This window comes from Desemzia sp. FAM 23990 (genome assembly GCF_045528485.1).
In the GTDB taxonomy this organism is placed as follows: domain Bacteria; phylum Bacillota; class Bacilli; order Lactobacillales; family Carnobacteriaceae; genus Desemzia.
Genome location: NZ_JBGQQW010000004.1, coordinates 1 through 24,792 on the forward strand (window position 1 = coordinate 1; position 24,792 = coordinate 24,792).

Annotated in this window: 21 protein-coding genes and 1 tRNA gene; 21 read left to right on the top strand and 1 reads right to left on the bottom strand. The window is 38.3% G+C overall.

Annotated elements, in window-relative coordinates:
* The first annotated feature begins 436 nt into the window (after positions 1-436).
* The 4 genes from ACEN4I_RS02150 to ACEN4I_RS02165 all read left to right on the top strand — a co-directional run bounded on the left by ACEN4I_RS02150 (position 437) and on the right by ACEN4I_RS02165 (position 2,829).
* Positions 437-1,216 (top strand): Cof-type HAD-IIB family hydrolase, encoded by a 780-nt coding sequence (locus ACEN4I_RS02150; RefSeq protein ID WP_407095451.1) that lies wholly within the window; start codon positions 437-439, stop codon positions 1,214-1,216.
* Positions 1,217-1,266: 50 nt separating this feature from the next.
* Entirely contained in the window at positions 1,267-1,821 is a 555-nt protein-coding gene (locus ACEN4I_RS02155) for a DUF1697 domain-containing protein (RefSeq protein WP_407101674.1), read from the top strand.
* A gap of 66 nt (positions 1,822-1,887) precedes the next feature.
* Positions 1,888-1,960, top strand: a tRNA-Ala gene (locus ACEN4I_RS02160).
* A 302-nt stretch (positions 1,961-2,262) separates the two neighbouring features.
* Positions 2,263-2,829: a metal-dependent hydrolase gene (locus ACEN4I_RS02165; protein WP_407095449.1), complete on the top strand. Its 567-nt coding sequence runs from the start codon at positions 2,263-2,265 to the stop codon at positions 2,827-2,829.
* A gap of 73 nt (positions 2,830-2,902) precedes the next feature.
* On the opposite strand, the gene def is transcribed toward ACEN4I_RS02165, so the two are convergent.
* A complete protein-coding gene (def, locus tag ACEN4I_RS02170) occupies positions 2,903-3,466 on the bottom strand; it encodes a peptide deformylase (protein WP_407101678.1) in 564 nt (187 codons plus the stop codon).
* Between the two features lie 187 nt (positions 3,467-3,653).
* On the opposite strand from def, the gene gdhA reads away from it, so the two are divergent.
* The 17 genes from gdhA to ACEN4I_RS02255 all read left to right on the top strand — a co-directional run bounded on the left by gdhA (position 3,654) and on the right by ACEN4I_RS02255 (position 24,758).
* On the top strand, positions 3,654-5,000 hold the full coding sequence (gene gdhA / locus ACEN4I_RS02175; RefSeq protein WP_407101680.1) for an NADP-specific glutamate dehydrogenase: 1,347 nt from the start codon (positions 3,654-3,656) through the stop codon (positions 4,998-5,000).
* 518 nt (positions 5,001-5,518) lie between these two features.
* Positions 5,519-6,628, top strand: coding sequence for a pyruvate dehydrogenase (acetyl-transferring) E1 component subunit alpha (pdhA, locus tag ACEN4I_RS02180; protein WP_407101682.1), 1,110 nt, complete (start codon positions 5,519-5,521; stop codon positions 6,626-6,628).
* Positions 6,629-6,630: 2 nt separating this feature from the next.
* Positions 6,631-7,608: an alpha-ketoacid dehydrogenase subunit beta gene (locus ACEN4I_RS02185; RefSeq protein WP_407101684.1), complete on the top strand. Its 978-nt coding sequence runs from the start codon at positions 6,631-6,633 to the stop codon at positions 7,606-7,608.
* Between the two features lie 148 nt (positions 7,609-7,756).
* Positions 7,757-9,379: a dihydrolipoyllysine-residue acetyltransferase gene (locus ACEN4I_RS02190; RefSeq protein ID WP_407101686.1), complete on the top strand. Its 1,623-nt coding sequence runs from the start codon at positions 7,757-7,759 to the stop codon at positions 9,377-9,379.
* A gap of 12 nt (positions 9,380-9,391) precedes the next feature.
* Positions 9,392-10,798, top strand: a complete 1,407-nt coding sequence (gene lpdA / locus ACEN4I_RS02195) for a dihydrolipoyl dehydrogenase (protein WP_407095443.1) — start codon at positions 9,392-9,394, stop codon at positions 10,796-10,798.
* Between the two features lie 248 nt (positions 10,799-11,046).
* On the top strand, positions 11,047-11,319 hold the full coding sequence (locus ACEN4I_RS02200) for a UPF0223 family protein (RefSeq protein ID WP_407095442.1): 273 nt from the start codon (positions 11,047-11,049) through the stop codon (positions 11,317-11,319).
* A gap of 78 nt (positions 11,320-11,397) precedes the next feature.
* On the top strand, positions 11,398-12,180 hold the full coding sequence (locus tag ACEN4I_RS02205) for an inositol monophosphatase family protein (protein WP_407095441.1): 783 nt from the start codon (positions 11,398-11,400) through the stop codon (positions 12,178-12,180).
* 297 nt (positions 12,181-12,477) lie between these two features.
* Positions 12,478-14,313, top strand: a complete 1,836-nt coding sequence (gene typA / locus ACEN4I_RS02210) for a translational GTPase TypA (RefSeq protein ID WP_407095440.1) — start codon at positions 12,478-12,480, stop codon at positions 14,311-14,313.
* A 375-nt stretch (positions 14,314-14,688) separates the two neighbouring features.
* A complete protein-coding gene (locus ACEN4I_RS02215; protein WP_407101688.1) occupies positions 14,689-15,873 on the top strand; it encodes an FtsW/RodA/SpoVE family cell cycle protein in 1,185 nt (394 codons plus the stop codon).
* An 89-nt stretch (positions 15,874-15,962) separates the two neighbouring features.
* Positions 15,963-19,394, top strand: coding sequence for a pyruvate carboxylase (locus ACEN4I_RS02220; RefSeq protein ID WP_407101690.1), 3,432 nt, complete (start codon positions 15,963-15,965; stop codon positions 19,392-19,394).
* Between the two features lie 40 nt (positions 19,395-19,434).
* On the top strand, positions 19,435-20,661 hold the full coding sequence (locus ACEN4I_RS02225; protein ID WP_407101692.1) for a CAP-associated domain-containing protein: 1,227 nt from the start codon (positions 19,435-19,437) through the stop codon (positions 20,659-20,661).
* 82 nt (positions 20,662-20,743) lie between these two features.
* Positions 20,744-21,061 carry a YlbG family protein gene (locus ACEN4I_RS02230; protein WP_407101693.1) on the top strand — a complete coding sequence of 106 codons (318 nt, stop codon included), beginning with the start codon at positions 20,744-20,746 and terminating at the stop codon, positions 21,059-21,061.
* An 82-nt stretch (positions 21,062-21,143) separates the two neighbouring features.
* Positions 21,144-21,719 (top strand): 16S rRNA (guanine(966)-N(2))-methyltransferase RsmD, encoded by a 576-nt coding sequence (gene rsmD / locus ACEN4I_RS02235; protein WP_407095435.1) that lies wholly within the window; start codon positions 21,144-21,146, stop codon positions 21,717-21,719.
* Entirely contained in the window at positions 21,712-22,200 is a 489-nt protein-coding gene (gene coaD, locus ACEN4I_RS02240; RefSeq protein ID WP_407101695.1) for a pantetheine-phosphate adenylyltransferase, read from the top strand. Before rsmD ends, coaD begins: the two co-directional genes overlap by 8 nt.
* Before the next feature lie 34 nt (positions 22,201-22,234).
* Complete coding sequence (locus ACEN4I_RS02245) at positions 22,235-23,275, top strand: SepM family pheromone-processing serine protease (protein WP_407095432.1); 1,041 nt, start codon at positions 22,235-22,237, stop codon at positions 23,273-23,275.
* Positions 23,276-23,434: 159 nt separating this feature from the next.
* On the top strand, positions 23,435-24,130 hold the full coding sequence (locus ACEN4I_RS02250; protein ID WP_407095430.1) for a helix-hairpin-helix domain-containing protein: 696 nt from the start codon (positions 23,435-23,437) through the stop codon (positions 24,128-24,130).
* Between the two features lie 121 nt (positions 24,131-24,251).
* Positions 24,252-24,758 (top strand): ComE operon protein 2, encoded by a 507-nt coding sequence (locus ACEN4I_RS02255; protein WP_407095565.1) that lies wholly within the window; start codon positions 24,252-24,254, stop codon positions 24,756-24,758.
* Positions 24,759-24,792: the final 34 nt, after the last annotated feature.

A 24,792-nucleotide genomic window follows, 5' to 3' on the forward strand; every position in this document is an offset into this window, starting at 1 on the left:
AGCAAAAAAAAGAAAGACGCCAGTATATTCCCCCACAATCTCACCCGTGGAAACTAGAATCTTTCAAAAGATATCTTCGCAGTGTCGGAAAAACACTCGAAGAGTACGAAGCTGAACAAACAGCTTAGGACTAATTTTAACAAATTCGGTCACATTAATGCAAGCTTTTGCGAAGTAAAAGCTTGCATTAATGTGAGCCTTGGTTTTAGGACATTTTAACTTTCGCTTGACAATTGGAAGACTTGATGTAAGCAAACGAAGTTCTCTATCCGGAGCAGTAGTATGGAGAAGATAAAAGGTTTTTCATGGCTGATTTTTTAGCATAAAAAGGTTTTCAATATAAGCATAAAAAGGTTTTCAATATCAGCTTTTCTTTTAGTCTCTAATCCGATAGAATGGGATAGGGAAGATAGAATTTTGGAGAGTAGGTAATCAAATGAAGAAGAAAATCCTTTTTTTTGATATTGACGGCACACTATTAAATGACGAGAAAAAAATACTGACAAGTACTAAAGAAGCGCTGCAGGAATTGCAGTCTAATGGTCATGAAATTGCAATAGCAACAGGAAGAAACTATGCTATGGCTAAAGTCGTGATCGATGAGCTGGACTTGAAAAATTACATTGTTTGTAATGGATCAGCTGGGTTTTTCCATGATGAACAAGTATACGAAAACCCTTTAGATGCGGCTGATTTTGAAAGATTACTGACGGTAGCCGATCGAAATCAACATCAAATGGTGTATGAAACACCTTTTATGCTTAAAAGACGAGATGAATTTGTCGATGCGAATATCAAAACCGCTATGGAAGCAGTAGGCTTTGGAGTACCGGAATACAACAGTGACTTTTACAAAACGAATAAGCTTGTTCAAGCGCTGTTGTTTTATCGTGAAGAAGATCAAGCAATTTATGAAAATGGACAATTTCCTAAATTCAAATTTGTCCGTTGGCACGATGCTGGAGTGGATATATTGCCTCGTGGTGGATCAAAAGCTAAAACCATTCTTAAATTATCTGCTGATCAAGGTTTTGAGAGAGAAGATATCATTGCTTTCGGAGATGGATTGAACGATTTAGAAATGATCACAGAAGTAGGCACAGGTGTGGCAATGGGAAATGCTCTTGAAACGATCAAACTACGTGCAAATAAAGTAACGGCTAATAACAATGAAGATGGCATTGCGATTGCATTAAAAGAAATGAACTTGATTTAGCTGAAACAGTTATTTTCCTATCGGAGATGACTAAAAAGGGGACAAACATTATGAAGATGGTTGCTTTGCTTCGAGGAGTCAATGTTGGCGGTAAAAACAGAGTGCCGATGCAAGAGTTGAAGAAGTGCTTTTTGGATGCAGGCTTTACAGAAGTCGCTACATATATCAACAGTGGAAACATCGTATTTGAAGCGGATTGGAAAAGTAGAGAACAAACGCTTCAAGATTATTGTCAGCAGATCATTGAAGCAGCATTTGTTTTTCCGGTGATCGTTGCGATTGTTACAGCTGACGAATTAGCGGAGGCAATTCAACATGCTCCATCATGGTGGGGAACAGATCCTGCTATGAGACACAATGCTTTATTTGTCATTTATCCGGCCTCGGCAGAAGACGTATTGTCTGGAGTGGGGCCTATAAACAATGATCTCGAAAAAGTGTCTTACGTAGGCACTATCCTTTTTTGGAGTGCTTCAGTAGAAAAATACAGGCGAACGCGGTTTTCAAAAATCATTGGGACAAAATCCTATCAACAGGTAACGATCCGCAATGCAAATACTACTCGAAAATTATGGGCTATGTCCCAAGAGCAGATAGAAAAATAAAGACTTTATGAGCAAAAAACAAGTGTACAAAAACAACATCAGTGGTATAATAAGGGTGTTGTTTCTGGGGGTATAGCTCAGCTGGGAGAGCGCTACGCTGGCAGCGTAGAGGTCAGGGGTTCGAGCCCCCTTATCTCCATACTATCATTTAAAAGAAGCCGTTAAAACTTGGGCAGGACTAATGTGCTGCATGTTTTAGCGGCTTTTTTGCTTCTCCTGTTAAAAGATAAAGTAATTTAATCGCAATTATGCTACAATTGAACGTGTGTTCCCTCGTGTAAAAGAGGGATTTCTTTTGTTGAGCGAAGACATTTTTGTGTGCAGGTATTTATCAACGAGACCTAGCCGCAAATGATTATTTTTAGACATCCTCCCTGAATAGTAAGAATGAGAATTTTTTTGTTTAGTGTTAAAGGTGTTTACTTTTTGAAAGGAGAAAAGATGCAGTACAAAACACATTTAGTCGTTACTTATGCGGCTGCTTTACCAATGTTGGCCTCTTCAGATTCTTTAACGATAGGAAATCTGGCTGTTTTAGGCATAGGAGCGCTATTTCCTGATATTGACCATCCGGGATCTTTTATAGGTAAAAGACTGCCGATAGTGAGTGACGGAATGAGGAAATTATTCGGGCACAGAGGAATTGTCCATTCTTTAGCAGGAGCCGTTTTTTTTACAGCGGTTTTTCGGTTTCTGTCAGTGACGTTTGACTGGCCGATCGATTGGGCGACTTGGTTCTTAATGGGCTTTTTCGCTCATTTAGTAGAAGATTCTTTTTCGAAGTATGGTATCGCTTGGTTGCAGCCTTTATACAATAAAAATATTCAATTTGGACTAAAGCGAGTATATTATACAACTGGCAGAGGAAGTGAATGGGCTATTTTCATCATTGCTTCGGCAATTTTAGTGTATCAAATTGTGCAGACAGATTTATTTGCACAACTCACTTTTCCATTGCCCGAGATTCAAAATGTCTTAAACCAAATCAAAAATACGTATTTTATTTAATTTGTTCAACACAAAAAGGGGACGATTTTTATCGTCTCCTTTTTGCTGCATTATTTTCATATGAATAGAAAGATTAAGAAATCACGTTTGTTCCTTCTTCTAAATCAAATGGATTTTCTTCGTTGATGCGATCGTAGAACATCACACCGTTCAAATGATCAATTTCATGTTGGACTACCATAGCTGCATAATTTTTCAAACGTACTTTTTGTTTTTCGCCATTTAAATCGTAATACGTCACAGTTATTCTGCTGTGGCGTGGAACATAACCAGACACATCGCGGTCAACAGATAGACAGCCTTCACCTTCAGCTAAGCAAGAAGACTGAACAGAGTGACTGACGATTTTAGGATTGACCATAACAGTACTTAGAATATATTCATCACTATTTTCTTCGATTCCGGGAATATGAACAGCCAGCATACGGATGGATTGATTGATTTGAGGAGCGGCTAAACCTACACCAGCTCTTAACTCATATTTTTCTGCTATTTCCGGATCTTGACTATTGACTAAGAATTCCATCATTTCATGCCCCGTGTCAATAACTTCTTGTGATAAAGGGAGTTCTAGTTCTTTGGCAACGAGGCGAAGAGTAGGATGGCCTTCTCGAATAATGTCTTTCATTGTAATCATTACTATTTCACTCCTACTAAATATAGGGATTTCGTACCCCTTAAGATTATTTTCAACTCTTTCATTTTAACAGGAATGAAGGGATATTGCACGAGTATTTGTTCTTTTTATCTTTGATGAAATGTGCGATAATAAAAAAGTCATCTTTTCAACAAACTTTTATATTTTAATGGATAGGGGAAATTTTATGTCAGATGCAAAAAAATATATTGAAGAAGTGTACCAAGAAGTAAGCGAAAGAGATTTTTATCAGCCGGAATTTTTACAAGCTGTTCGCGAGTTTTTTGACTCTATTGAACCTGTCTTGGCGTCACATCCCGAATTGATGCAACAAAATATTTTAGGACGTTTAGTGGAGCCTGAGAGAATTATCCAATTTAGAGTTCCCTGGGTAAATGATCAAGGGGAAGTTGTTGTCAATCGAGCTTTTCGTGTTCAATTCAATTCAGCGATTGGTCCTTATAAAGGTGGTATGAGATTTCACCCTACAGTGAATCAAAGCATCGTCAAATTTTTAGGTTTTGAACAAATCTTTAAAAATAGTTTAACAGGATTACCTATCGGCGGAGGGAAAGGCGGCAGCGATTTTAATCCAAGAGGCAAGTCCGATGGAGAAGTCATGCGTTTTTGCCAAAGTCTAATGACTGAATTGCAAAAATACATTGGTCCAGACACGGATGTTCCTGCAGGAGATATTGGTGTAGGAGCAAGGGAAATCGGTTATTTGTATGGACAATACAAAAAATTGAATGAATCTCAAAACGGTGTATTAACTGGAAAACCTCTATTGTATGGCGGAAGTATCGGAAGAACTGAAGCGACTGGTTATGGATTGGTTTATTTTACTAAAGCTATGTTAAAAGATGCAGGAAAAACGTTTAAACACCAAAAAGTAGTCGTTTCCGGAAGCGGAAATGTAGCCATTTATGCGATGGAAAAAGTGAAGGAATATGAAGGTGTCGTAATCGCTTGTTCTGATTCTGACGGTTACATTATTGATGAAGCAGGAATTGATATCGAACTTGTAAAAGAGATTAAAGAAAAGAGACGTGGCCGTATCTCTGAATACGTTGCTCAACGTCCTGAAGCAGAGTACTTTGAAGGAAATGTATGGAACCACAAAATAAACTATGGTATTGCCTTGCCATGTGCTACTCAAAATGAAATATTTGGTGAAGCTGCAGAAACCATTATTGCAAATGGAGTTTATGCGCTTGCAGAAGGTGCTAACATGCCCACAGATTTAGAAAGTTCTAAGAAATTGCAAAAAGCTGGTATCTTATTTGGACCGGCTAAAGCGGCAAATGCTGGTGGAGTAGCTGTGTCTGCTCTGGAGATGTCCCAAAACAGCCAACGATTAAGCTGGGAATTTGAAAAAGTGGATGCTGAATTAAAATCCATTATGAAAACTATTTACCGACAAATTAGTGAGACTGCTAAAGAATATGGTATTGAAGGTGATTTTGCAGCTGGTGCAAATATTGCCGGATTCAACAAAGTGGCTTTTGCTATGTTAAGCCAAGGGATAGTCTAAATAGAAAGAAGCAAAAGGAAGCGGAATAAAAACCGCTTCCTTTTCTTGTGCGCCGTTTCGTGTAATAAATATTAACGAAAAAAGCAGAGTGTTTTTCATTCAGCTGTAAGATTGGATCGGAAAGTATAGACAATTTAAGGTTTTGGAATGAAAAAAATCTTGAAACGCTAGTAAATGGTACAGGAATTTCCTGTTTATATAACAGATATTGTGAACAGGCGTACTAATTATCTGCGCTCTTAAGTCATGCCTTGAATGAATGGAAGAAAAGCGTTACCACTCCTTATTACGAGGAAGTTTTCTATAAAACAGAAAAAGAGATTTGTTTTAATAAAGAGGAAACCTTCTTGTTTTAGATAAAAGGACCATTTAGTTTATTAGTGTAATATAAAGTGCTTGCAAAATAGTTTAAAGAGTGATAAATTTGTAGAGTAAACGGACTGAATTAATACAGTTTTTGAAATCTGTATTAATGGTTTGGAAATTAGATTGTTATAAAAGAGAGGAATGGGTATTAAATGGCTAACAATAAACAACCTGTAGATTATGAAGCGTTGTTAAGTGCAATTGATGCTGCTTATCCAATGGTACAAATCTTAGACAAGGACGGAAATGTCGTAAACGAAGACATTATGCCTGATTTAACTGATGATCAGTTAGTAGAATTAATGGAGAAAATGGTGTGGTCTCGTATCTTACATGAACGTTCAATGGCATTAGCTCGTCAAGGACGTTTAGGTTTCTATGGACCTACTGCTGGTCAAGAAGCATCTCAACTTGCAAGTCATTATGCATTTACTAAAGAAGACTGGTTGTTCCCAGGCTACCGTGATATCCCGCAATTGATTCAACACGGGCTTCCTGTTAGCAAAGCATTCTTATGGTCAAGAGGACATGTTGAAGGAAACAATTATCCAGAAGATTTACACGCTATGCCTCCACAAATCATTATCGGGGCTCAAATCATTCAAGCGATGGGTAGCGCTGTTGGTCAAAAATTAAACGGCGATAACGCTGTAACATTCACCTATACTGGTGATGGTGGTTCTTCACAAGGAGACTTCTATGAAGGAATCAACTACGCAAGCCGTTACAAAGCTCCAATCGTATTTTACATTCAAAATAACGGATATGCTATTTCAACTCCTCGCGAAAAACAAACTGGCGCTAAAACATTGGCCCAAAAAGCTGCAGCAGTTGGAATTCCAGGTATCCAAGTAGATGGTATGGATCCATTAGCAGTTTATGCTGTATCTAAACAAGCTAGAGAATGGGCTTTAGCAGGAAATGGTCCTGTTTTAATTGAAACAATTACTTCTCGTTTCGGTCCTCACTCAACTTCTGGAGATGACCCAACTCGTTACCGTGAGCAAGAAAGTTTCGATTACTGGGCACAACGCGACCCATTAATCCGTTTCCGTAACTTCTTGACTGCTAAAGGTCTATGGACTGAAGAAAAAGAAGAAGCTTACATTGAAAAAACTAAAGAAGAAATCAAAGAAGCTGCTAAAGAAGCAGACAAAGCACCTAAACAAAAAATCTCTGGTTTCTTGAAAAACATGTTTGAAGAACCAGGACAAGTAACGCAAGAGCAAATTGCGAAGTACGAAGCAAAGGAGAGTAAATAAGCATGGCACAAAAAACAATGATTCAAGCAATCACTGAAGCCTTAGATCAAGAAATGGCACAAGACAATAAAGTGATGATTTTCGGTGAAGACGTTGGTAAAAACGGTGGAGTTTTCCGTGCTACTGAAGGACTAAGCGATAAGTATGGTGAGGACCGCGTAAGCGATACTCCACTATCTGAATCAGCAATTGGTGGAATGGCTATTGGTTTAGCTCTACAAGGTTTCCGTCCAGTACCTGAAGTTCAATTTATTGGATTTATCTTTGAAGTAATGGATTCAATCGTTGCTCAAGCAGCTCGTACTCGTTACCGTATGGGCAGCACTCGTATTATGCCGATTACTTTCCGTATGCCGTTTGGTGGAGGAGTTCATACTCCAGAATTGCACGCCGATAACCTTGAAGGATTATTTGCTCAATCACCAGGTTTGAAAGTAGTTGTTCCTTCTAACCCGTACGATGCAAAAGGTCTATTGATTTCAGCTATTCGTGACAACGACCCAGTTGTTTTCTTAGAACACATGAAACTTTACCGTTCATTCCGTGACGAAGTTCCTGAAGAACAATATACAGTTCCTCTAGGAAAAGCTGCTGTGGCTCGTGAAGGTAAAGATGTTTCTGTTATCACTTACGGCGCAATGGTTCGTGAATCATTGAAAGCTGCTGATGAATTAGAAAAAGAAGGCATTTCTGTAGAAATTATCGACTTGCGTACTATATCTCCATTGGATATTGAAACAATCGTTGCATCAGTTGAAAAAACTGGACGCGCGGTAGTTGTTCAAGAGGCTCAACGCCAAGCAGGTGTTGGTGCAACCGTTATTTCTGAAATCTCGCAACGTTCTGTTTTATCTCTTGAAGCTCCTGTAGGATTTGTAGCAGCTCCTGATACAATTTTCCCATTTGGTCTTGCTGAAGACGACTGGAACGTTAACGCAAAAGATATCTTGGAACAAATTAAAGAAACTGTAAACTTCTAATATAGAAGAGTAATTACTTTATTAAAAAGAAGATTTTTAATAAAATATGAATGAATGGACTTTGATAAAAAAGGACATTCATTCATGTGTTTGTTATCAAAAAGTGATTTAACAACTACAGTGAGAGAAAGAAAGGAAGAAATAAAACATGGCTTTCAAATTTAAAATGCCAGATGTTGGCGAAGGAATGGCAGAAGGCGAAATCGTAAAATGGTTAGTCGCTGAAGGAGATACAGTAGAGGAAGAAGATTCAGTTGCTGAGATCCAAAACGATAAATCTGTTGAAGAAATCGCAGTTCCAGTTTCTGGAACAATCAAAAAAATCTTAGTAGCTGAAGGAACAGTAGCAAGTGTTGGTGACGTATTGATTGAAATCGATGCTCCTGGATACGAAGATGACAGTGAAGAAGCAGCAGCTCCATCTACTCCAGCTTCTCCTGCAGTAGAAGAAAAAGCTGTTGACCCAGCAACTTCTGGATCAACTGGTTCTTCAATCTACAAATTCAAAATGCCAGACGTTGGTGAAGGAATGGCAGAAGGGGAAATCGTAAAATGGTTGATCGCTGAAGGAGACACAATTGAAGAAGAAGATTCAATTGCTGAAATTCAAAACGATAAATCTGTTGAAGAAATTGCTTCCCCAGTATCAGGAACAATCAAAAGCATTTTAGTTTCTGAAGGAACAGTAGCAAGTGTGGGCGATATTCTTGTTGAAATCGATGCTCCAGGATATGTTGATGAATCAGCTCCTGCAGCTGAGGCTACTGCTTCAACTTCAACTGAAAGCAAACCTGCTGCATCAACACCTCAAACTGGTGAACGTAACGAGCGCGTATTGGCTATGCCATCTGTACGTCAATTTGCACGTGACAACGATGTAGAAATCGCATTAGTTACTCCATCTGGTAAAGGCGGACGTACAACTAAAGCTGATGTACAAAGCTTTATGGCTGGTGAAACTGCTGCTCCAGCTAAAGAAGAAACAGCTGCAGCAACTCCAGCTAAAGAAACAGCAAGTAAAAAAGAAGCAGCTCCAGCTGCACAACCTTTCTCTTCTTCTATGGAAGAATCAGAAACTCGCGAAAAAATGACTGGTATGAGAAAAGCTATTGCTAAAGCTATGGTAAACAGTAAACAAACTGCTCCTCATGTTACATTACATGACGAAGTGGAAGTTTCTAAATTATGGGATCACCGTAAGAAATTCAAAACAATTGCTGCTGACAAAGGAACGAAACTTACGTTCTTACCGTATGTTGTTAAAGCATTGTCGGCAACAGTTAAAGCTTTCCCAGTAATGAATGCATCAATTGATGATGCAACACAAGAAATTGTGTACAAAAACTACATTAACATCGGTATTGCAACAGATACTGATAATGGATTGTACGTACCAAACGTTAAAAATGCTGATGCAAAAGGTATGTTCACTATCGCTGATGAAATTAATGAAAAGGCAGCTCAAGCTCACGAAGGTAAATTAGCTGCTGCAGATATGAGAAACGGTTCAATCTCAATCAGTAACATTGGTTCAGTAGGCGGCGGCTGGTTTACTCCAGTAATCAACTACCCAGAAGTAGCTATTTTAGGTGTTGGAACGATTGCGCAACAACCAGTTGTGAATGCTGAAGGCGAAATTGTTGTTGGACGTATGATGAAACTTTCATTAAGCTTTGACCACCGTATTGTCGATGGAGCTACCGCTCAAAAAGCAATGAACAACATTAAAAGATTATTGGCAGATCCAGAATTGTTATTAATGGAAGGTTAAGGTGAAAATTACATGGTAGTAGGAGATTTCGCAGTAGAATTAGACACAGTTGTCGTAGGATCAGGCCCCGGCGGATACGTTGCGGCTATTCGTGCAGCACAATTAGGACAAAAAGTAGCGATTGTTGAAAGAGAATACATTGGAGGCGTTTGTTTAAACGTTGGATGTATCCCTTCAAAAGCATTAATAAGCGCGGGACATCGGTACCAAGAAGCTCTAGATTCATCAGTTTTTGGTGTTTCTACAGAAAACGTCACTCTTGATTTTACTAAAACTCAAGAATGGAAAGACAACAAAGTAGTGAACACGTTGACTAGCGGTATCGAAATGTTGCTTAAAAAGAACAAAGTAGAAATTTTACGCGGAGAAGCATATTTCAACAATGATCACACAATGCGTGTGATGACTGAAATGAGCGCACAAACTTACACGTTCAAAAACGCTATTATCGCAACTGGTAGTCGTCCAATCGAAATCAAAGGATTTAAATTTGGTGGACGCGTGATCGATTCAACTGGCGGTTTGAACCTGAAAGAAGTACCTAAAAAATTAGTTGTTGTAGGCGGAGGCTATATTGGTAGTGAATTAGCTGGAGCTTATGCTAACTTGGGTGCTGAGGTGATTATTCTTGAAGGAGCAGGTTCGATCTTAGGCGGTTTTGAAAAAGACGTCGTTAAATTGGTTGAAAAGAACTTCAAATCTAAAGGGGTTACTGTTGTTACAAAAGCAATGGCTAAAGAAGCTGTTGAAACAGACAACGGAGTTACAGTTAAATATGAAGCAAATGGAAAAGAAGAATCTGTTGAAGCTGACTATGTAATGGTAACTGTAGGCCGTCGTCCAAACACAGACGATTTAGGTCTAGAAGCTGTTGGAATCAATATGACTGACCGTGGCTTAATTGAAGTTGACGCACAAGGGCGTACTAACGTTGATCACATTTATGCTATCGGAGACATCGTTCCTGGGGCTGCGTTAGCTCATAAAGCAAGTTATGAAGCTAAAGTAGCTGCTGAAGCTATTTCTGGTAAAAAAGTTGCTGTTGACTATCGTGCTATGCCAGCAGTTGCGTTTACAGATCCTGAAATTGCCATCGTTGGTTTGAATGAAAAAGAGGCTAAAGAAAAAGGATTAGATGTTAAATCAGTTAAATTCCCATTAGCAGGTAACGGTCGTGCTCTCTCTCTAGACGCGACAGAAGGATTTGTTCGTTTAGTAGTTACTAAAGAAGACAATGTTATTGTCGGAGCTCAAGTTGCTGGAGTTAGTGCAAGTGACTTGATCGCTGAATTAGGTTTAGCTGTTGAAAGTGGTATGAATGCGGAAGATATTTCTCTTACCATTCATGCTCACCCTTCTTTAGGCGAAGCTGTAATGGATGCTGCTGAAGCAGCATTGGGTATGCCAATTCACATGTAAAATTGTTGCAGTTTCGGTATTTGTGTAAACTACCGAGTTGAAATTTTTGCTTGAATCTATCAAAAAGAAGCTGGGACCTTGTCTCAGCTTCTTTTTGTGTAAATTAATTCTCGTCTTGCTACATCAATAAATACCCTCTCGTGTTTATCGACAAATATAGGAGAAAGCTGAGTAAAGCAATATCATTCCTTTTTTGTTATAATAAAAAAGAAGAAAAACGATAAAAATGAGTAAATGAGGATAGTAATATGGAAAAAAATTATGAGTATCCATTAGATTTAGACTGGTCAAAAGATGAATTGGTAGATGTGGTTCAGTTATGGAGGTTAGTAGAGTTGGCATATGAAAAGGGCGTTGAACGAGAAGTGTTTTTAGCGCAGTATGCATTGTTTAAAAAAGTAGTTCCCTCTAAAGGGGAAGAAAAAAGTTGGGGCAATAAATTTGAGGCTGCTTCCGGTTATTCATTATATCAAGTAGTCAAAGCTGCAAAAGAAAGCGAAAAAAAAATCATTCGCTTATAATGTAATAAACAATAGTTGAAATTTGAAAGGCAGAAAATAAGCTGCGCTATTCTAAATCAAATGAGAGGATGTAATCAGTTGGATCAAGTAGAAAAAAGAGATCGGCTCATAACAGAATGGATTTTAGAAGCAGGGGAAAAAATTAAGCACTCTTTTAAAGAGACGATTCAAGTAGAAGAAAAAACAAACCGCAATGACTTAGTAACAGAGATGGATAAAAAAACAGAAAAATTTTTGATTGATAACATTCAACAACATTTTCCAGGTGAACGTATTTTTGCGGAAGAAAGCAATAATAAAGACATTCAAGACTTGTCAGGAAACGTTTGGATTATTGATCCAATTGATGGAACACTTAATTTTGTCAAACAGCACAATGATTTTGCTATCATGATTGCATTATATAAAGACGGCGTAGGACAGATGGGTTATATTTATGACGTTATGAAAGATGAATTGTATTCTGCAATCAAGGATAATGGAGTTAGTTGTAATGGACAACCAGTGGGTGAAATCAGCGATATAGGGCTGGAAAATGGATTGGTAGCTATCAGCAGTCTTTTATTGTCTGGGAATAACGATACTGTCCGTAAGATCGGTCGTAAAAGCAATGGTGTTAGAATGATAGGATCAGCTGGTCTTGAAACCATCTATGCAAGCACTGGGAGAATTGTGGCATATATAGCTGCGTCATTAGCGCCATGGGATATTGCCGCTGGAAAATTGATTGCTGAGGAACTCGGTTTAATCTACACTCAACACGATGGAAGCACTATTGATTTGTTGAAAAAAAATCCGGTTGTCGTTGCTACTCCTGCAGCCCATCAAACAATTATTGAGATGCTCAATAACGAATCGTAAGCAGCTTGATAAATGTTTTTCATAAAAACGGTCACGAAAAGTTTTCTTTTGTATACGTTCCTTAAAAAAATGAAAGTTTTTCTTTTCAAAGCCCCGTTAAAGTGTTACACTATGAAAGTTGAAAGTTGAACATTGCACGTTTTCATAGCGTTTTCATTAGCGGGGACGATGAGAAATAAGACAATCTAAAAATGATTTCAGTCATTAGAAAAGTTTGGCTTTTTAATTTTTGCTCAATGGATGTTGAACAAAAAGTAGTACATGATTTAAAAAGAAATCTTGGAGGAATATATCAAAATGAATAGAAGAGAAAATCTTAGAAATATCGCAATTATTGCCCACGTTGACCATGGTAAAACAACATTAGTAGATGAGTTGTTAAAACAGTCTGATACTCTTGACGCGCATAATGAACTAGCAGAACGTGCTATGGACTCTAATGCCATCGAACAAGAGCGTGGTATCACTATCCTTGCGAAAAATACTGCTGTTAAATACAAAAATCACCACATTAATATTATGGATACACCAGGACATGCGGACTTTGGTGGAGAAGTAGAGCGTATCATGAAAATGGTTGATGGTGTAGTTTTAGTTGTTGACTCATATGAAGGAACAATGCCTCAAACACGTTTTGTATTGAAAAAAGCTTTGGAGCAAAAATTAACTCCAATCGTTGTTATCAATAAAATCGACAAACCATCTGCACGTCCAGCTGAAGTTGTAGATGAAGTTTTAGAATTGTTTATCGAATTGGGAGCAGACGATGATCAATTAGAATTCCCAGTTGTTTATGCTTCTGCATTAAATGGAACAAGTAGTTTATCAGAAGATCCAAGTGAACAAGAAGCTTCTATGGATCCTGTTTTTGAAACGATCTTAAAAGAAATCCCAGCACCAATCGATAATAGCGACGAGCCGCTACAATTCCAAGTTTCACTATTGGATTATAGTGACTACGTTGGTAGAATCGGTATTGGTCGTGTCTTCCGCGGAACAATCAAAGTTGGAGACCAAGTTGCTCTAAGTAAATTAGACGGAACAACTAAAAACTTCCGTGTAACTAAATTGTTAGGTTTCTTTGGATTGACCCGTGTTGAGATCGACGAAGCGAAAGCTGGAGATTTGATTGCAGTTTCTGGTATGGAAGATATCTTTGTTGGGGAAACAGTTACTCCTGTTGACCACATCGATCCACTACCTATCTTGCACATTGACGAACCAACATTGCAAATGACGTTCTTAACAAATAACTCACCTTTTGCAGGTCGTGAAGGTAAATGGGTAACTTCTCGTAAGTTAGAAGACCGTTTGCTATCTGAATTGCATACTGACGTTTCTTTACGTGTTGACAATACAGACTCCCCAGACGCATGGATCGTTTCAGGTCGTGGAGAATTGCATTTGTCTATCTTGGTAGAAAACATGCGTCGTGAAGGTTACGAACTGCAAGTTTCACGTCCTGAAGTTATCGTTAAAGATTTTGATGGAGTGAAATGTGAACCATTTGAACGTGTTCAAATCGACACCCCTGAAGAATACATGGGTTCTATCATTGAGTCATTAAGCCAACGTAAAGGTGAAATGATTGATATGGTAAACAATGGTAACGGACAAGTAAAATTGATTTTCTTAACTCCAGCACGTGGTTTGATCGGATATTCAACTGAATTCTTATCTATGACTCGCGGTTACGGAATTATGAATCACACGTTTGACCAATATCTTCCAGTGGTTAAAGGAAACATTGGCGGACGCCGTAATGGAACTTTGGTTTCTACTGAAACTGGAAAAGCAACCACTTATGGAATTATGGGTGTTGAAGATCGCGGAACGATTTTTGTTGAACCAGGTACTGAAATTTATGAAGGTATGATCGTTGGACAAAATAGTCGTGACAATGATATCACCGTTAATATTACTAAAGAAAAACAAAAAACAAATATCCGTTCAGCAAACAAAGATCAAACAAACGTGATTAAAACTCCGCGTAAATTAACACTAGAAGAATCACTACAATTTATTGCAGATGATGAATATTGTGAATTGACACCAGAAAGCATCCGTTTGCGTAAACAAATCCTTAACAAAAACGAACGTGAAAAATCTGCTAAGAAAAATAAAATGAAATAATAAGCCTCTTCTTATTTCATGAGGGCTGAACTGTAAAAAGTTCAGCCCTTTTTTTGCTTGTTGAAATAACCTAGATAATTAAACTCTCTTTTAAAAAAAATAGGAATCAAAGTAGCTGTCTTATTGTTGCGGGGGCTTTTTGTTGTTATAATAAACTCATTGGTTATTGGGAAGATGATAGGGTGAAGCTACAGAGAAAAAATTCAGTACAGGACACTGACGATAAGTGGTGTATAATGAATACTTATAAGCTCTGATTGAATGGTCAATGGAAGAAACAAACCACCCTATTCCTGTACTAAATAGCTTATAAAGCAATTAAGATCAGACAGACCATAATTTAAAAAGGGGGCTAAGGCTAAATTAGCCGCTTTCATGAAGAAAATAAGTTATCTTGACTATTATATCTTGATACCTTACTTGGTGTTGACCAGTATAGGAATCTTAATGGTATACAGTGCCAGTAGTTTTATAGCGTTGCAGAATTTTGATAACGCACAATATTATTTTATCAGACAAGCAATATTTGCAGGAGCTGGATTGTTCTTTTGTTTCTTCGCGTATATGCTTCGGCTAGAAATCTTAAAACATAAGGCCTTTGTTATTTCAGCCATTAGCATTATTGTAATCATGTTGCTGTCTCTTTTGGCTTTTGGAGAAGAAATCAATGGAGCAAAAGGGTGGCTCGATTTAGGACCTCTTGGAAGAATACAGCCAGCAGAATTTGCTAAAGTAGTGGTTATTTGGTATTTTGCTTTTATTTTTTCAAAAAGACAGCAAAGGTTTGTTCAAGATCTAAGAGAAACAGTCAATGCCTTTTTAGCACCTTTGTTACTGTTCGTGATTGGGATCGTATTTCCTATCATCTTACAGCCGGATATTGGGGGAGCTATTATTATACTGGCGATAGGAGTAGTAATGGTTTTAACCAGCGGAATCTCTTATAAGTTTGGGTTAGGTCTTGCAGTTGCAGGTAGTACCGTTATATGGGGCGTAATGGAATTGATTCGTCGCTTTGGGACTAGTCTGCCTTTTATTGAAGGCTATCAATATGACCGATTTTTAGCATTTTGGGATCCTTTTGCTGTTTCTGAATCGACAGGGCTGCAATTGGTCAACTCTTATTACGCGTTAAGTCGAGGTGGTTTGTTTGGGGTAGGGATTGGAGAAAGTGTCCAAAAAACTGGTTATCTGCCTGAACCTTACACGGACTTTATCATGTCGATATTAGGTGAAGAATTAGGACTTGTAGGTGTTTTAAGTGTTGTTCTGCTGTTTGGATTTTTAATTCTGCGCATTTACTTAATCGGTATTAAAACCAAGGATTCTTTTGGCTCATTGGTATGTATTGGAATTGCTACCATGTTGCTCATCCAGTCGACCATTAACTTGGGGGGGATCTTAGGATTAATGCCTATCACTGGGGTTACTTTTCCGTTTATTAGTTACGGAGGATCCAGCATTTTGATTCTTTCGGTTTCAATAGGAGTCGTATTAAATGTGAGTGCTACCTCAAAAAGAAGAGAATTGATGACAAAAACAACACAAGGCAATACATAAAAAAAATAATTGCTGGCTAGTTGTGGCAAACATTCTGCTTTAGAAAGGTTTGCTGAACAACTTGAGTCCAATAAACGAGGAGAGATAGCATGAAAAAAGTCTTAGTAGCTAACCGAGGAGAAATTGCAATTCGTATTTTCAGAGCTCTTACAGAATTGCAAATAGATACGGTAGGGATTTATGCGCAAGAAGATGAAAAATCAGTCCACCGCTTCAAAGCGGATGAAGCTTACCTAGTGGGAAAAGGAAAAAAACCGATTGAAGCTTATTTGGATATTGAAGATATCATCCGTATTGCTAAAGAAAGCGGCGCAGAAGCTATTCATCCAGGTTATGGATTTTTATCTGAAAATATTGATTTTGCTCGTCGTTGTGAAGAAGAAGGCATTATATTTATTGGCCCTCAATTGCATCATCTGGATATCTTCGGAGATAAGATCAAAGCTAAACAAGCCGCTTTAGAAGCAGGACTGCAAACCATTCCTGGTACAGATGGTCCAGTAAACAACTTAAATGAAGTAAAAGAATTTGGAGACCAACATGGTTATCCAATTATTATTAAAGCTGCTCTTGGAGGCGGCGGACGTGGGATGCGTGTAGTCTATGATAGCTCAGAATTAGAAGAAAGCTTCCAACGCGCTCAAAGTGAAGCTAAAGCCGCTTTTGGTAGTGGAGAAGTATATGTCGAAAGATATGTACAAAATCCAAAACATATTGAAGTGCAAATATTGGGAGACAAACAAGGGAATATTGTTCATTTATATGAAAGAGATTGTTCTGTCCAAAGACGTCATCAAAAAGTTGTGGAGGTGGCACCGTGTGTGTCCATTTCTGAAGAATTGCGTCAAGAAATGTGTCAATCTGCGGTTCAATTGATGCAACATGTTGGATATGAGAATGCTGGTACAGTGGAGTTTTTACTAGAAAATAATCAGTATTATTTTATTGAAGTTAATCCACGTGTTCAAGTAGAACATACAATTTCAGAAATGATCACAGGAGTAGATATTGTCCAAGCCCAAATCTTGATTGCTCAAGGATTGGATTTGCACAAGGATATCCATATCCCTCAACAAGCTGATATGCCATTAATGGGAGCTGCTATCCAATGCCGTATTACGACTGAAGACCCATTGAACAACTTTTTACCGGACACTGGTAAAATCAATACCTATCGTTCTCCAGGTGGTTTTGGAATTCGTTTAGATTCAGGCAATGGGTTCCAAGGAACAGTTGTAACACCGTTCTTTGATTCTCTATTGGTAAAAGCTTGTGTCCAAGCGAGTACTTTTGAATTAGCTGCTCAAAAAATGATGCGCGCTTTAAAAGAATTCCGTATTCGCGGAGTAAAAACAAACATTCCGTTTATGCAAAATGTGATTGCGCACGAAGAATTCCTTTCTGGAAATGCTAAAACAACGTTTATCGACTCTACTCCAGAATTGTATCAATTTTCAGCAGTTCGTGACCGTGGAAACAAAACGATGGCATATATTGGAAATATCAGTGTAAATGGATTCCCGGGAATCGATCATGGTCAAAAACCATTCTTTGAAGAACCACGGAAGCCTAAACAACTGATTTTACCGAAAGAACCGATGATTACTGCCAAACAACTGTTGGACACAAATGGTGCAGAAGCGGTTAGTTCATGGTTAAAAGAACAACAAGCTGTCCAGTTGACGGATACTACGTTTAGGGATGCTCACCAAAGCTTATTGGCCACTCGCGTACGTACTCAAGACTTCTTAGAAATCGCTGCGGATACTCAAAAAGCTTTGCCGCAACTCTTTTCTACTGAGATGTGGGGCGGAGCTACCTTTGATGTGGCTTACCGTTTCTTAAATGAAGATCCATGGGATAGATTAAAAAAACTGCGTAAAGAAATGCCGAACGTATTGTTTCAAATGTTGTTTAGAGGCTCTAATGCGGTAGGATATCAAAATTATCCAGACAACGTGATCGAAGCTTTTATCAAACAAGCAGCTGCCAACGGTATTGATGTGTTTCGTATTTTTGATAGTTTAAACTGGATTCCGCAAATGGAAAAAAGTATTCAAGCTGTAAGGGATAACGGGAAAATTGCTGAAGGAACGATTTGTTATACCGGAAACTTCCTAGATCCGGCACAAACGAAATATACATTGAATTACTATAAAGAAATGGCTAAAGAACTTGAACAACTGGGTTCTCACATGATTGGAATCAAGGATATGTCGGGCATTCTAAAACCGCAAGCAGCCTACCAGTTAATCAGTGAATTGAAAGAAACGATTGATCTGCCGATTCATTTGCATACTCACGATACTAGTGGGAATGGTATTTTCACTTATGCAGAAGCCATTCGAGCAGGCGTTGACGTCATTGATGTTGCTACTAGTGCAATGAGCAGCAGAACGAGCCAACCAAGTATGAGCAGCTTGTATTACGCGACTGAATCAAGCGACAGACGTCCAAAAATTGAGATTGATAACGTGGAACAAATTGATCACTACTGGCAAGATGTCCGCCGATATTACAAAGACTTTGAGATCAAAGTTACCGGGCCTCAAACGGAGGTCTACCAACATGAAATGCCTGGTGGTCAATACACCAACTTGCAACAACAAGCAATCGCCGTTGGTTTAGAATCGCAATGGGATGACATCAAGAAAATGTATACCATAGTGAACCAGATGTTTGGAGACATTGTTAAAGTAACACCGTCTTCTAAAGTAGTCGGTGATATGGCTTTATTCATGGTCCAAAACAAGCTTTCTCGTGAAGATGTATTTGAAAAAGGAATGGAGATCGATTTTCCAGATTCTGTCATCAACCTGTTCATGGGAAATCTAGGTCAGCCTACAGGAGGTTTCCCTGAAGAGTTGCAACGCATCATTCTAAAAGATAAGAAACCTTTTACAGAAAGACCAGGAACACTGGCAGAAAATGTCGATTTTGATACAGTTAAACAAGAACTGCAAGAAGCGATCGATAGAGAACCAACGATGGAAGAAGTCTTGAGTTACTTGATGTATCCTCAAGTGTTCTTAGATTATACGCAATCATACAATCGTTATGGGGATGTGACATTGTTAGATACTATGACATTTTTCCACGGAATGCGTACAGGTGAAACAATTGAAGTCCAAATTGAAAAGGGGAAAACGCTGATCATTACGTTAAATCAAATCGGTGAACCTAATTCAGAAGGTATGCGCGTATTGTACTTTGAATTAAATGGTCAAGGCAGAGAAATCGAAATCAAAGACTTGAGCATTACCAGTACCACAGCATTACGCAGAAAAGCAGAGCCTACAAACAAACAACATGTAGGTGCGACAATGTCTGGATCTGTTTTAGACATTTCTGTGAAAAAAGGCGACCGTGTAATAAAAGGCCAGTCTTTGATCACTACAGAAGCCATGAAAATGGAAACGACAATTAAAGCAACCACAGAAGGTGTTGTCGATCAAATTTACGTTGAAGTGGGCGATGTGATCGATTCGGGTGACTTGTTGATCGAAACAGTAGCTAGATAAGCATCCAAAATAAAAAGTGATTTAATGGAGGGAAATAGAGATGAAAACAGTTAGAAAAACGTTCGTATTATTTATTGTTTTTCTATTGGGATCTTATCTTTTCCCTCTTATTTTTCATTTTGACCGAGCAGAACCGATCGTCATTCCGGAAGAGTCTTCTAGTGAAGAGTTGGAATCTGCATCTGGATTAGAACCATCAGACTTGGAACAGACGCTTGTTCCAGCAGCTGGTTTTTCTAATTATGTAGGCATGGCTGTAGATGATTTTATAGTAGACTATGGAGATCCTTCTGTAATCAAAACTATAGCGGATGACAGCGAATTATGGATCTATGGCACCGAAAATACCCATTATCTGCAACTGACAGTCACTAATTATGTTATCGCTGAAATCTTAGTATTGGGTTCAGCTGTTGAGATCCCTCCATTTGAAATGGGGATGGAGCGAGCGGATATGTATCAAGTAGCTTCATTTGATCCAACATTTGAAGTCCGGTATGAGAATCAGCTGGTTCAAATCAATCTAAATGAAGACGAACTGAATAATCAGCCTTTAGTAGCCTTTGACAATCAAACGTATGCAATTTTGACGATGGACAGTCACACGAATACCATTGTGGGAATCCACTATATGAACAATGAAAGTTTGATTCATTCGGGATTATATGAAGTCAGTACTTTTTCATCACTTACTGAAGAGGCATTTGTTCAAATGAATCAGGCTATTCAAGAAAAGGTTAAGTCGGATCAAATTCTTCAATACATCAACATTCTGAGAGAAAAAATGGGCTTAGAGGCATTGGAATACAGTCTCGTTTTATCTGCTGTGGGAAATGAATTGTATGACTTTAATGAACTCACACAGGAGAACGAAGAAGCTGCTATGGAACCCGCTTCACAGCAAGAATCTAGTAATGATGCATTAGTCATTAATGAAGAGGCATCGGTAGAAACCGTTGAGGAAAAAGAGCAAACTGCCGGTACAGATTCTGAAAATAAACAATCTACACAAGAGACTCCTCAAATCAATCTGCTAGATGAAAGTACCATTCAAGCCTATTTAAATGAAGAGGAGATCCAATTAGATAATGTCAGATTGTTGTACCAGCCTGTTCAAACAAATCCTTCTATTTATGTGCTGCAGTGGTTTACTTTAGCTGAATACCGTGAAATTGTGATGGATAAAGCTATGAAACGAATAGGTATTTCATTTAGAGGAGACGAATTATTGCTGATACTAGATGACGGTTCTGAAATCGAGTTGTAGTAGTGTGACTAGAGTTGTATAATGTAGAAAAATAAAAACACTTTATCATTGAAAAGATCGTGTCAGGGATTGGAGGTACATTATGGAATTAAATATTAATGAAAGACAAGGGATCATCGTTTGGGTATATAGTTTAAAACATATGAAAACTTTGAAGAGACAAGGATTAATACATTATGTTTCCAAGCGGATGAAGTATGTCGTACTTTACGTAAACCGATCAGAAATCGATTTAACTGAAAAGAAGCTGAACAGTTTTCACTTTGTGCGTAAAGTAGAACGTTCTTACCGGGCGAATGTCAATATGGACTTTGATCATGTTTTAGGTGAACTCAGTCAAACAGCTGAAGATAAAACAACTGAAGAAGCCTTTAGCGGGTTAGGACAAGCTACCCCGTAATGTATAGAACTAAGGAATACATCGTTTTACGGTATTCCTTGTTTTGCATTTGCCAAATACCATTGAGAGGAATAAATTGTGTATGAGAGTGATTTCTGGAGAGTATGGAGGAAGAAGATTAAAAGCGGTACCTGGTAATAGTACCCGACCAACAACAGACAAAATAAAAGAATCCTTGTTTAATATGATTGGTCCTTATTTTGATGGTGGACAATGCTTGGATTTATTTGCCGGGTCGGGTGGATTGTCTATTGAAGCAGTCTCAAGAGGGATGGATGGAGCGGTGTTGATTGATAAAGCTCCTATGGCGATCAAAACGATTCAAGAGAATATTGCTGTTACTAAAGAAGAAGAAAAATTTACAGTGATTCGCAGTGATGCGACTAGAGCTTTAACAACGCTGAAAAGCAAAAAAATGCGTTTTGATTTAGTTTTTTTGGATCCTCCGTATGCAGAACAACAAATCCCCGCACAAATAGCTCAAATGCTTAAAAGGGAGCTGCTCTCTTCGAATGCATTGATTGTGTGTGAAGTAGACAAAAATGTTGCTCTGCCAGAAGAGATTCATCAGGCAAAACTGTATAAAAAAGCACAATATGGAATCACCACTATAGGGATTTACGAACTAATGATAGAAACGGAGGAAAAAGATGTCTAAAATTGCGTTGTATCCAGGAAGTTTTGACCCTATTTCTAACGGGCACATTGATATAATCAAACGTGCAGCTACATTATTTGACCGTGTTATCATTGCAGTAGCCACCAATACTTCGAAAAAAGCGTTGTTTACAGAGGATGAAAAAATCCAATTGATCCTGGAGAATGTAGCATCTTTATCCAATGTTGAAGTTGTTAAACACTCTGGAGGTCTGACTGTTGATTTGGCGGATGAGTTGAATGTTGATATTCTGCTCAGAGGCTTACGAAGTGTGAAAGATTTTGAATACGAAGCGGATATTGCGGCAATGAATAAAACGCAAAACAGCCGAGTAGAAACTGTATTTCTAGCATCAGATGAACGGTATCGGTTCGTCAGTTCAAGTTTGATTAAAGAAGTGGCTATGTTCGGAGGAGATATATCGGGTTTAGTACCGGATAATGTCAACGTGGCGATGAAGAAAAAATATGAAATAGAGTAGTTTTTGGTAAATAACGGGCACAGGATGTGTGGGAATGAATAAAAAAATCATCAAAAGTATCAGTGTAATCCTCATTGTAGCAGCTGTATTTTGGGCGTTGTTTATGCCTATGCCATACTATATTGAATCTCCAGGATCAGCTGTTCATTTGAATGAACTGGTCCAAGTCGATAATGAAGCGGACCAAGAACCAGGGAGTTACATGCTGACCACAGTGGCGGTTCGCAGAGCGACGCCTTTGACGTACTTAACAAAATTTTTGCCTTTTCATGATGGTTACACTGAAGAAGAATTGTTCGGGACAACCACGACATCTGAAGAATACAATAACCTTCAGCAATATTATATGACCAGCTCCATCAATAGTGCTGTTCAAGCAGCATTTGAAGTAGCCAATGAACCGTATGAATTTTCATATAATGGAGTGTATGTCATGTCTGTTTTAGAAAATTCCCATTTTGAAGGGCTGCTTCAAGTCGGAGATACGATCATTGCTTTAGACGGGAATACTTTTAAGAGTTCACAAGAATTTATTGAATACGTTCAAAACCAAGAAGTTGATCAAGCTATCGAAGTGACTTACCAAAGAAACGGAGAAGAAAATACCGTTTCTGCTCCATTGATGGAAATGGAAGAAACTAAATATCCTGGATTAGGGATCAGTTTGGTGGACAATACTTCCATTACTACTGATATTCCAGTAGAAATAGATTCTGACGGCATTGGCGGTCCATCTGCCGGCTTTATGTTTGCTTTACAAATTTATACGCAACTCGTTAATGAAGAGTTAAGGAACGGCCATGAAATTGCCGGTACTGGAACGATAGCAGCTGATGGAACCATTGGGAGAATCGGCGGGATCGAGAAGAAAGTTGTTGCTGCAGACGATGAAGGAGCTACCATTTTCTTTGCTCCAGATGATGAAATTGATCCAGTGATCCTAGAAAATTATCCTGATCTAAAAAGCAATTATGAAGAAGCTTTAGCGGCTGCAAAAGAAATAGACACTGACATGACAATTGTACCGGTAAAAAATATTCAAGATGCGGTCGATTACTTGAATCAACTAGATTAAACCAAGAACAACCAAAAAGAAGAGGTTTGTAAAGAGCGAAGACGACAAAGGTCTCTGCTCTTTTTTTGCTTTAAAAATTTTAATGAAAAGAAGCTCTTTTTCGTATAGTTAGAAAAAGGAGAAATTATGGGACAAAAACGGAAAGTCAGGTGCTAAAAGATGTTGCAAAAGTTCAAAGAAAAAATAATGACAGTTCCATTATGGAACGGTGCAGCTGTTGGTATAATGGGACTCCTATTTTTTGTTGTTACGTTATTTCTATTCATGAACTCAAAAGATGAAACGACATCAGAGATGGGAGTGGAGGAGACGACTGAACAATATTTGATGGAGCCTATGCAAGAGGAAGAATCTATGAAGGCAGAGAGTGCAGAAGGGATAACTGAAGAGGGACAAGATCTATATGTAGATGTAAAAGGAGCTGTGAGCAATCCAGGAGTTTATCAAGTAACCTCTGATATGCGGCTGATGGATGCAATTGAACTAGCTGGAGGATTTTTGATCTCCGCGGACCAATCTCAAATCAACTTAGCTTTAAAATTAACAGATCAAATGGTGGTGTATGTACCTCTCATAGGAGAAGAAGCAAAAGAAATCACTGATGAAACCAGCTTAAGTGGAAATTTAAACGGAAATGAGAGTGAAGAAAAAGAAGGAACTGTAAATATCAACACAGCGGATGCAGTAGAGTTGCAAACTTTAAATGGCATAGGAGAAAAGAAAGCAGAAAAGATCATTCAGTATCGTGAAGAAAATGGTTCATTTCAATCCACTGATGAATTGAAAAACGTGTCTGGAATCGGAGACAAAACTTTTGAAGCACTGAAAGACTTTGTAGTAGTAGGTTCTCAGTAACGAAGACTAAAAGTCTTGTTGCAACTCATTTTGGGCTTTTGTATACTTGAAGTAATTATTTGTATGTTCCGCATGAGATAAGGGTCGCGTGCAGTGAATGGAAAGTAGGAGGATTAGAATGATAGAAAGAATTCCGTGGAATGAATATTTTATGTCTCAAAGTGTATTGTTAGCGCAAAGGAGTACTTGTACGCGCTTAATGGTGGGGGCAACGATCGTTCGAGAAAAAAGAATCATTGCAGGCGGTTATAATGGTTCTGTAAGTGGAGACAGCCATTGTATTGATGAAGGGTGTTATGTAGTAGATGGCCATTGTGTGCGTACAATCCATGCAGAAATGAATGCTATTCTCCAGTGTGCCAAGTTTGGTGTAGAAACAGAAAACGCAGAAATTTACGTGACTCATTTCCCTTGTCTGCAATGCACAAAAATGGTTCTGCAAGCAGGAATAAAGAAAATTTATTACTTAGAAGATTACCACAATAATGAGTATGCAAAGAAATTGATTGAACAAGCCCATGTTCAATGCGAAAAAGTAAGTTTACCGACAGATTTTTTTGGAAAATTAGACCTTCTCGTAAAAGAACAGTCTAAAACCAATCAATCTGGACACATCCATGAATCTTAATTGACAGGATACTACCTTTATTCTGCTCTTTTCT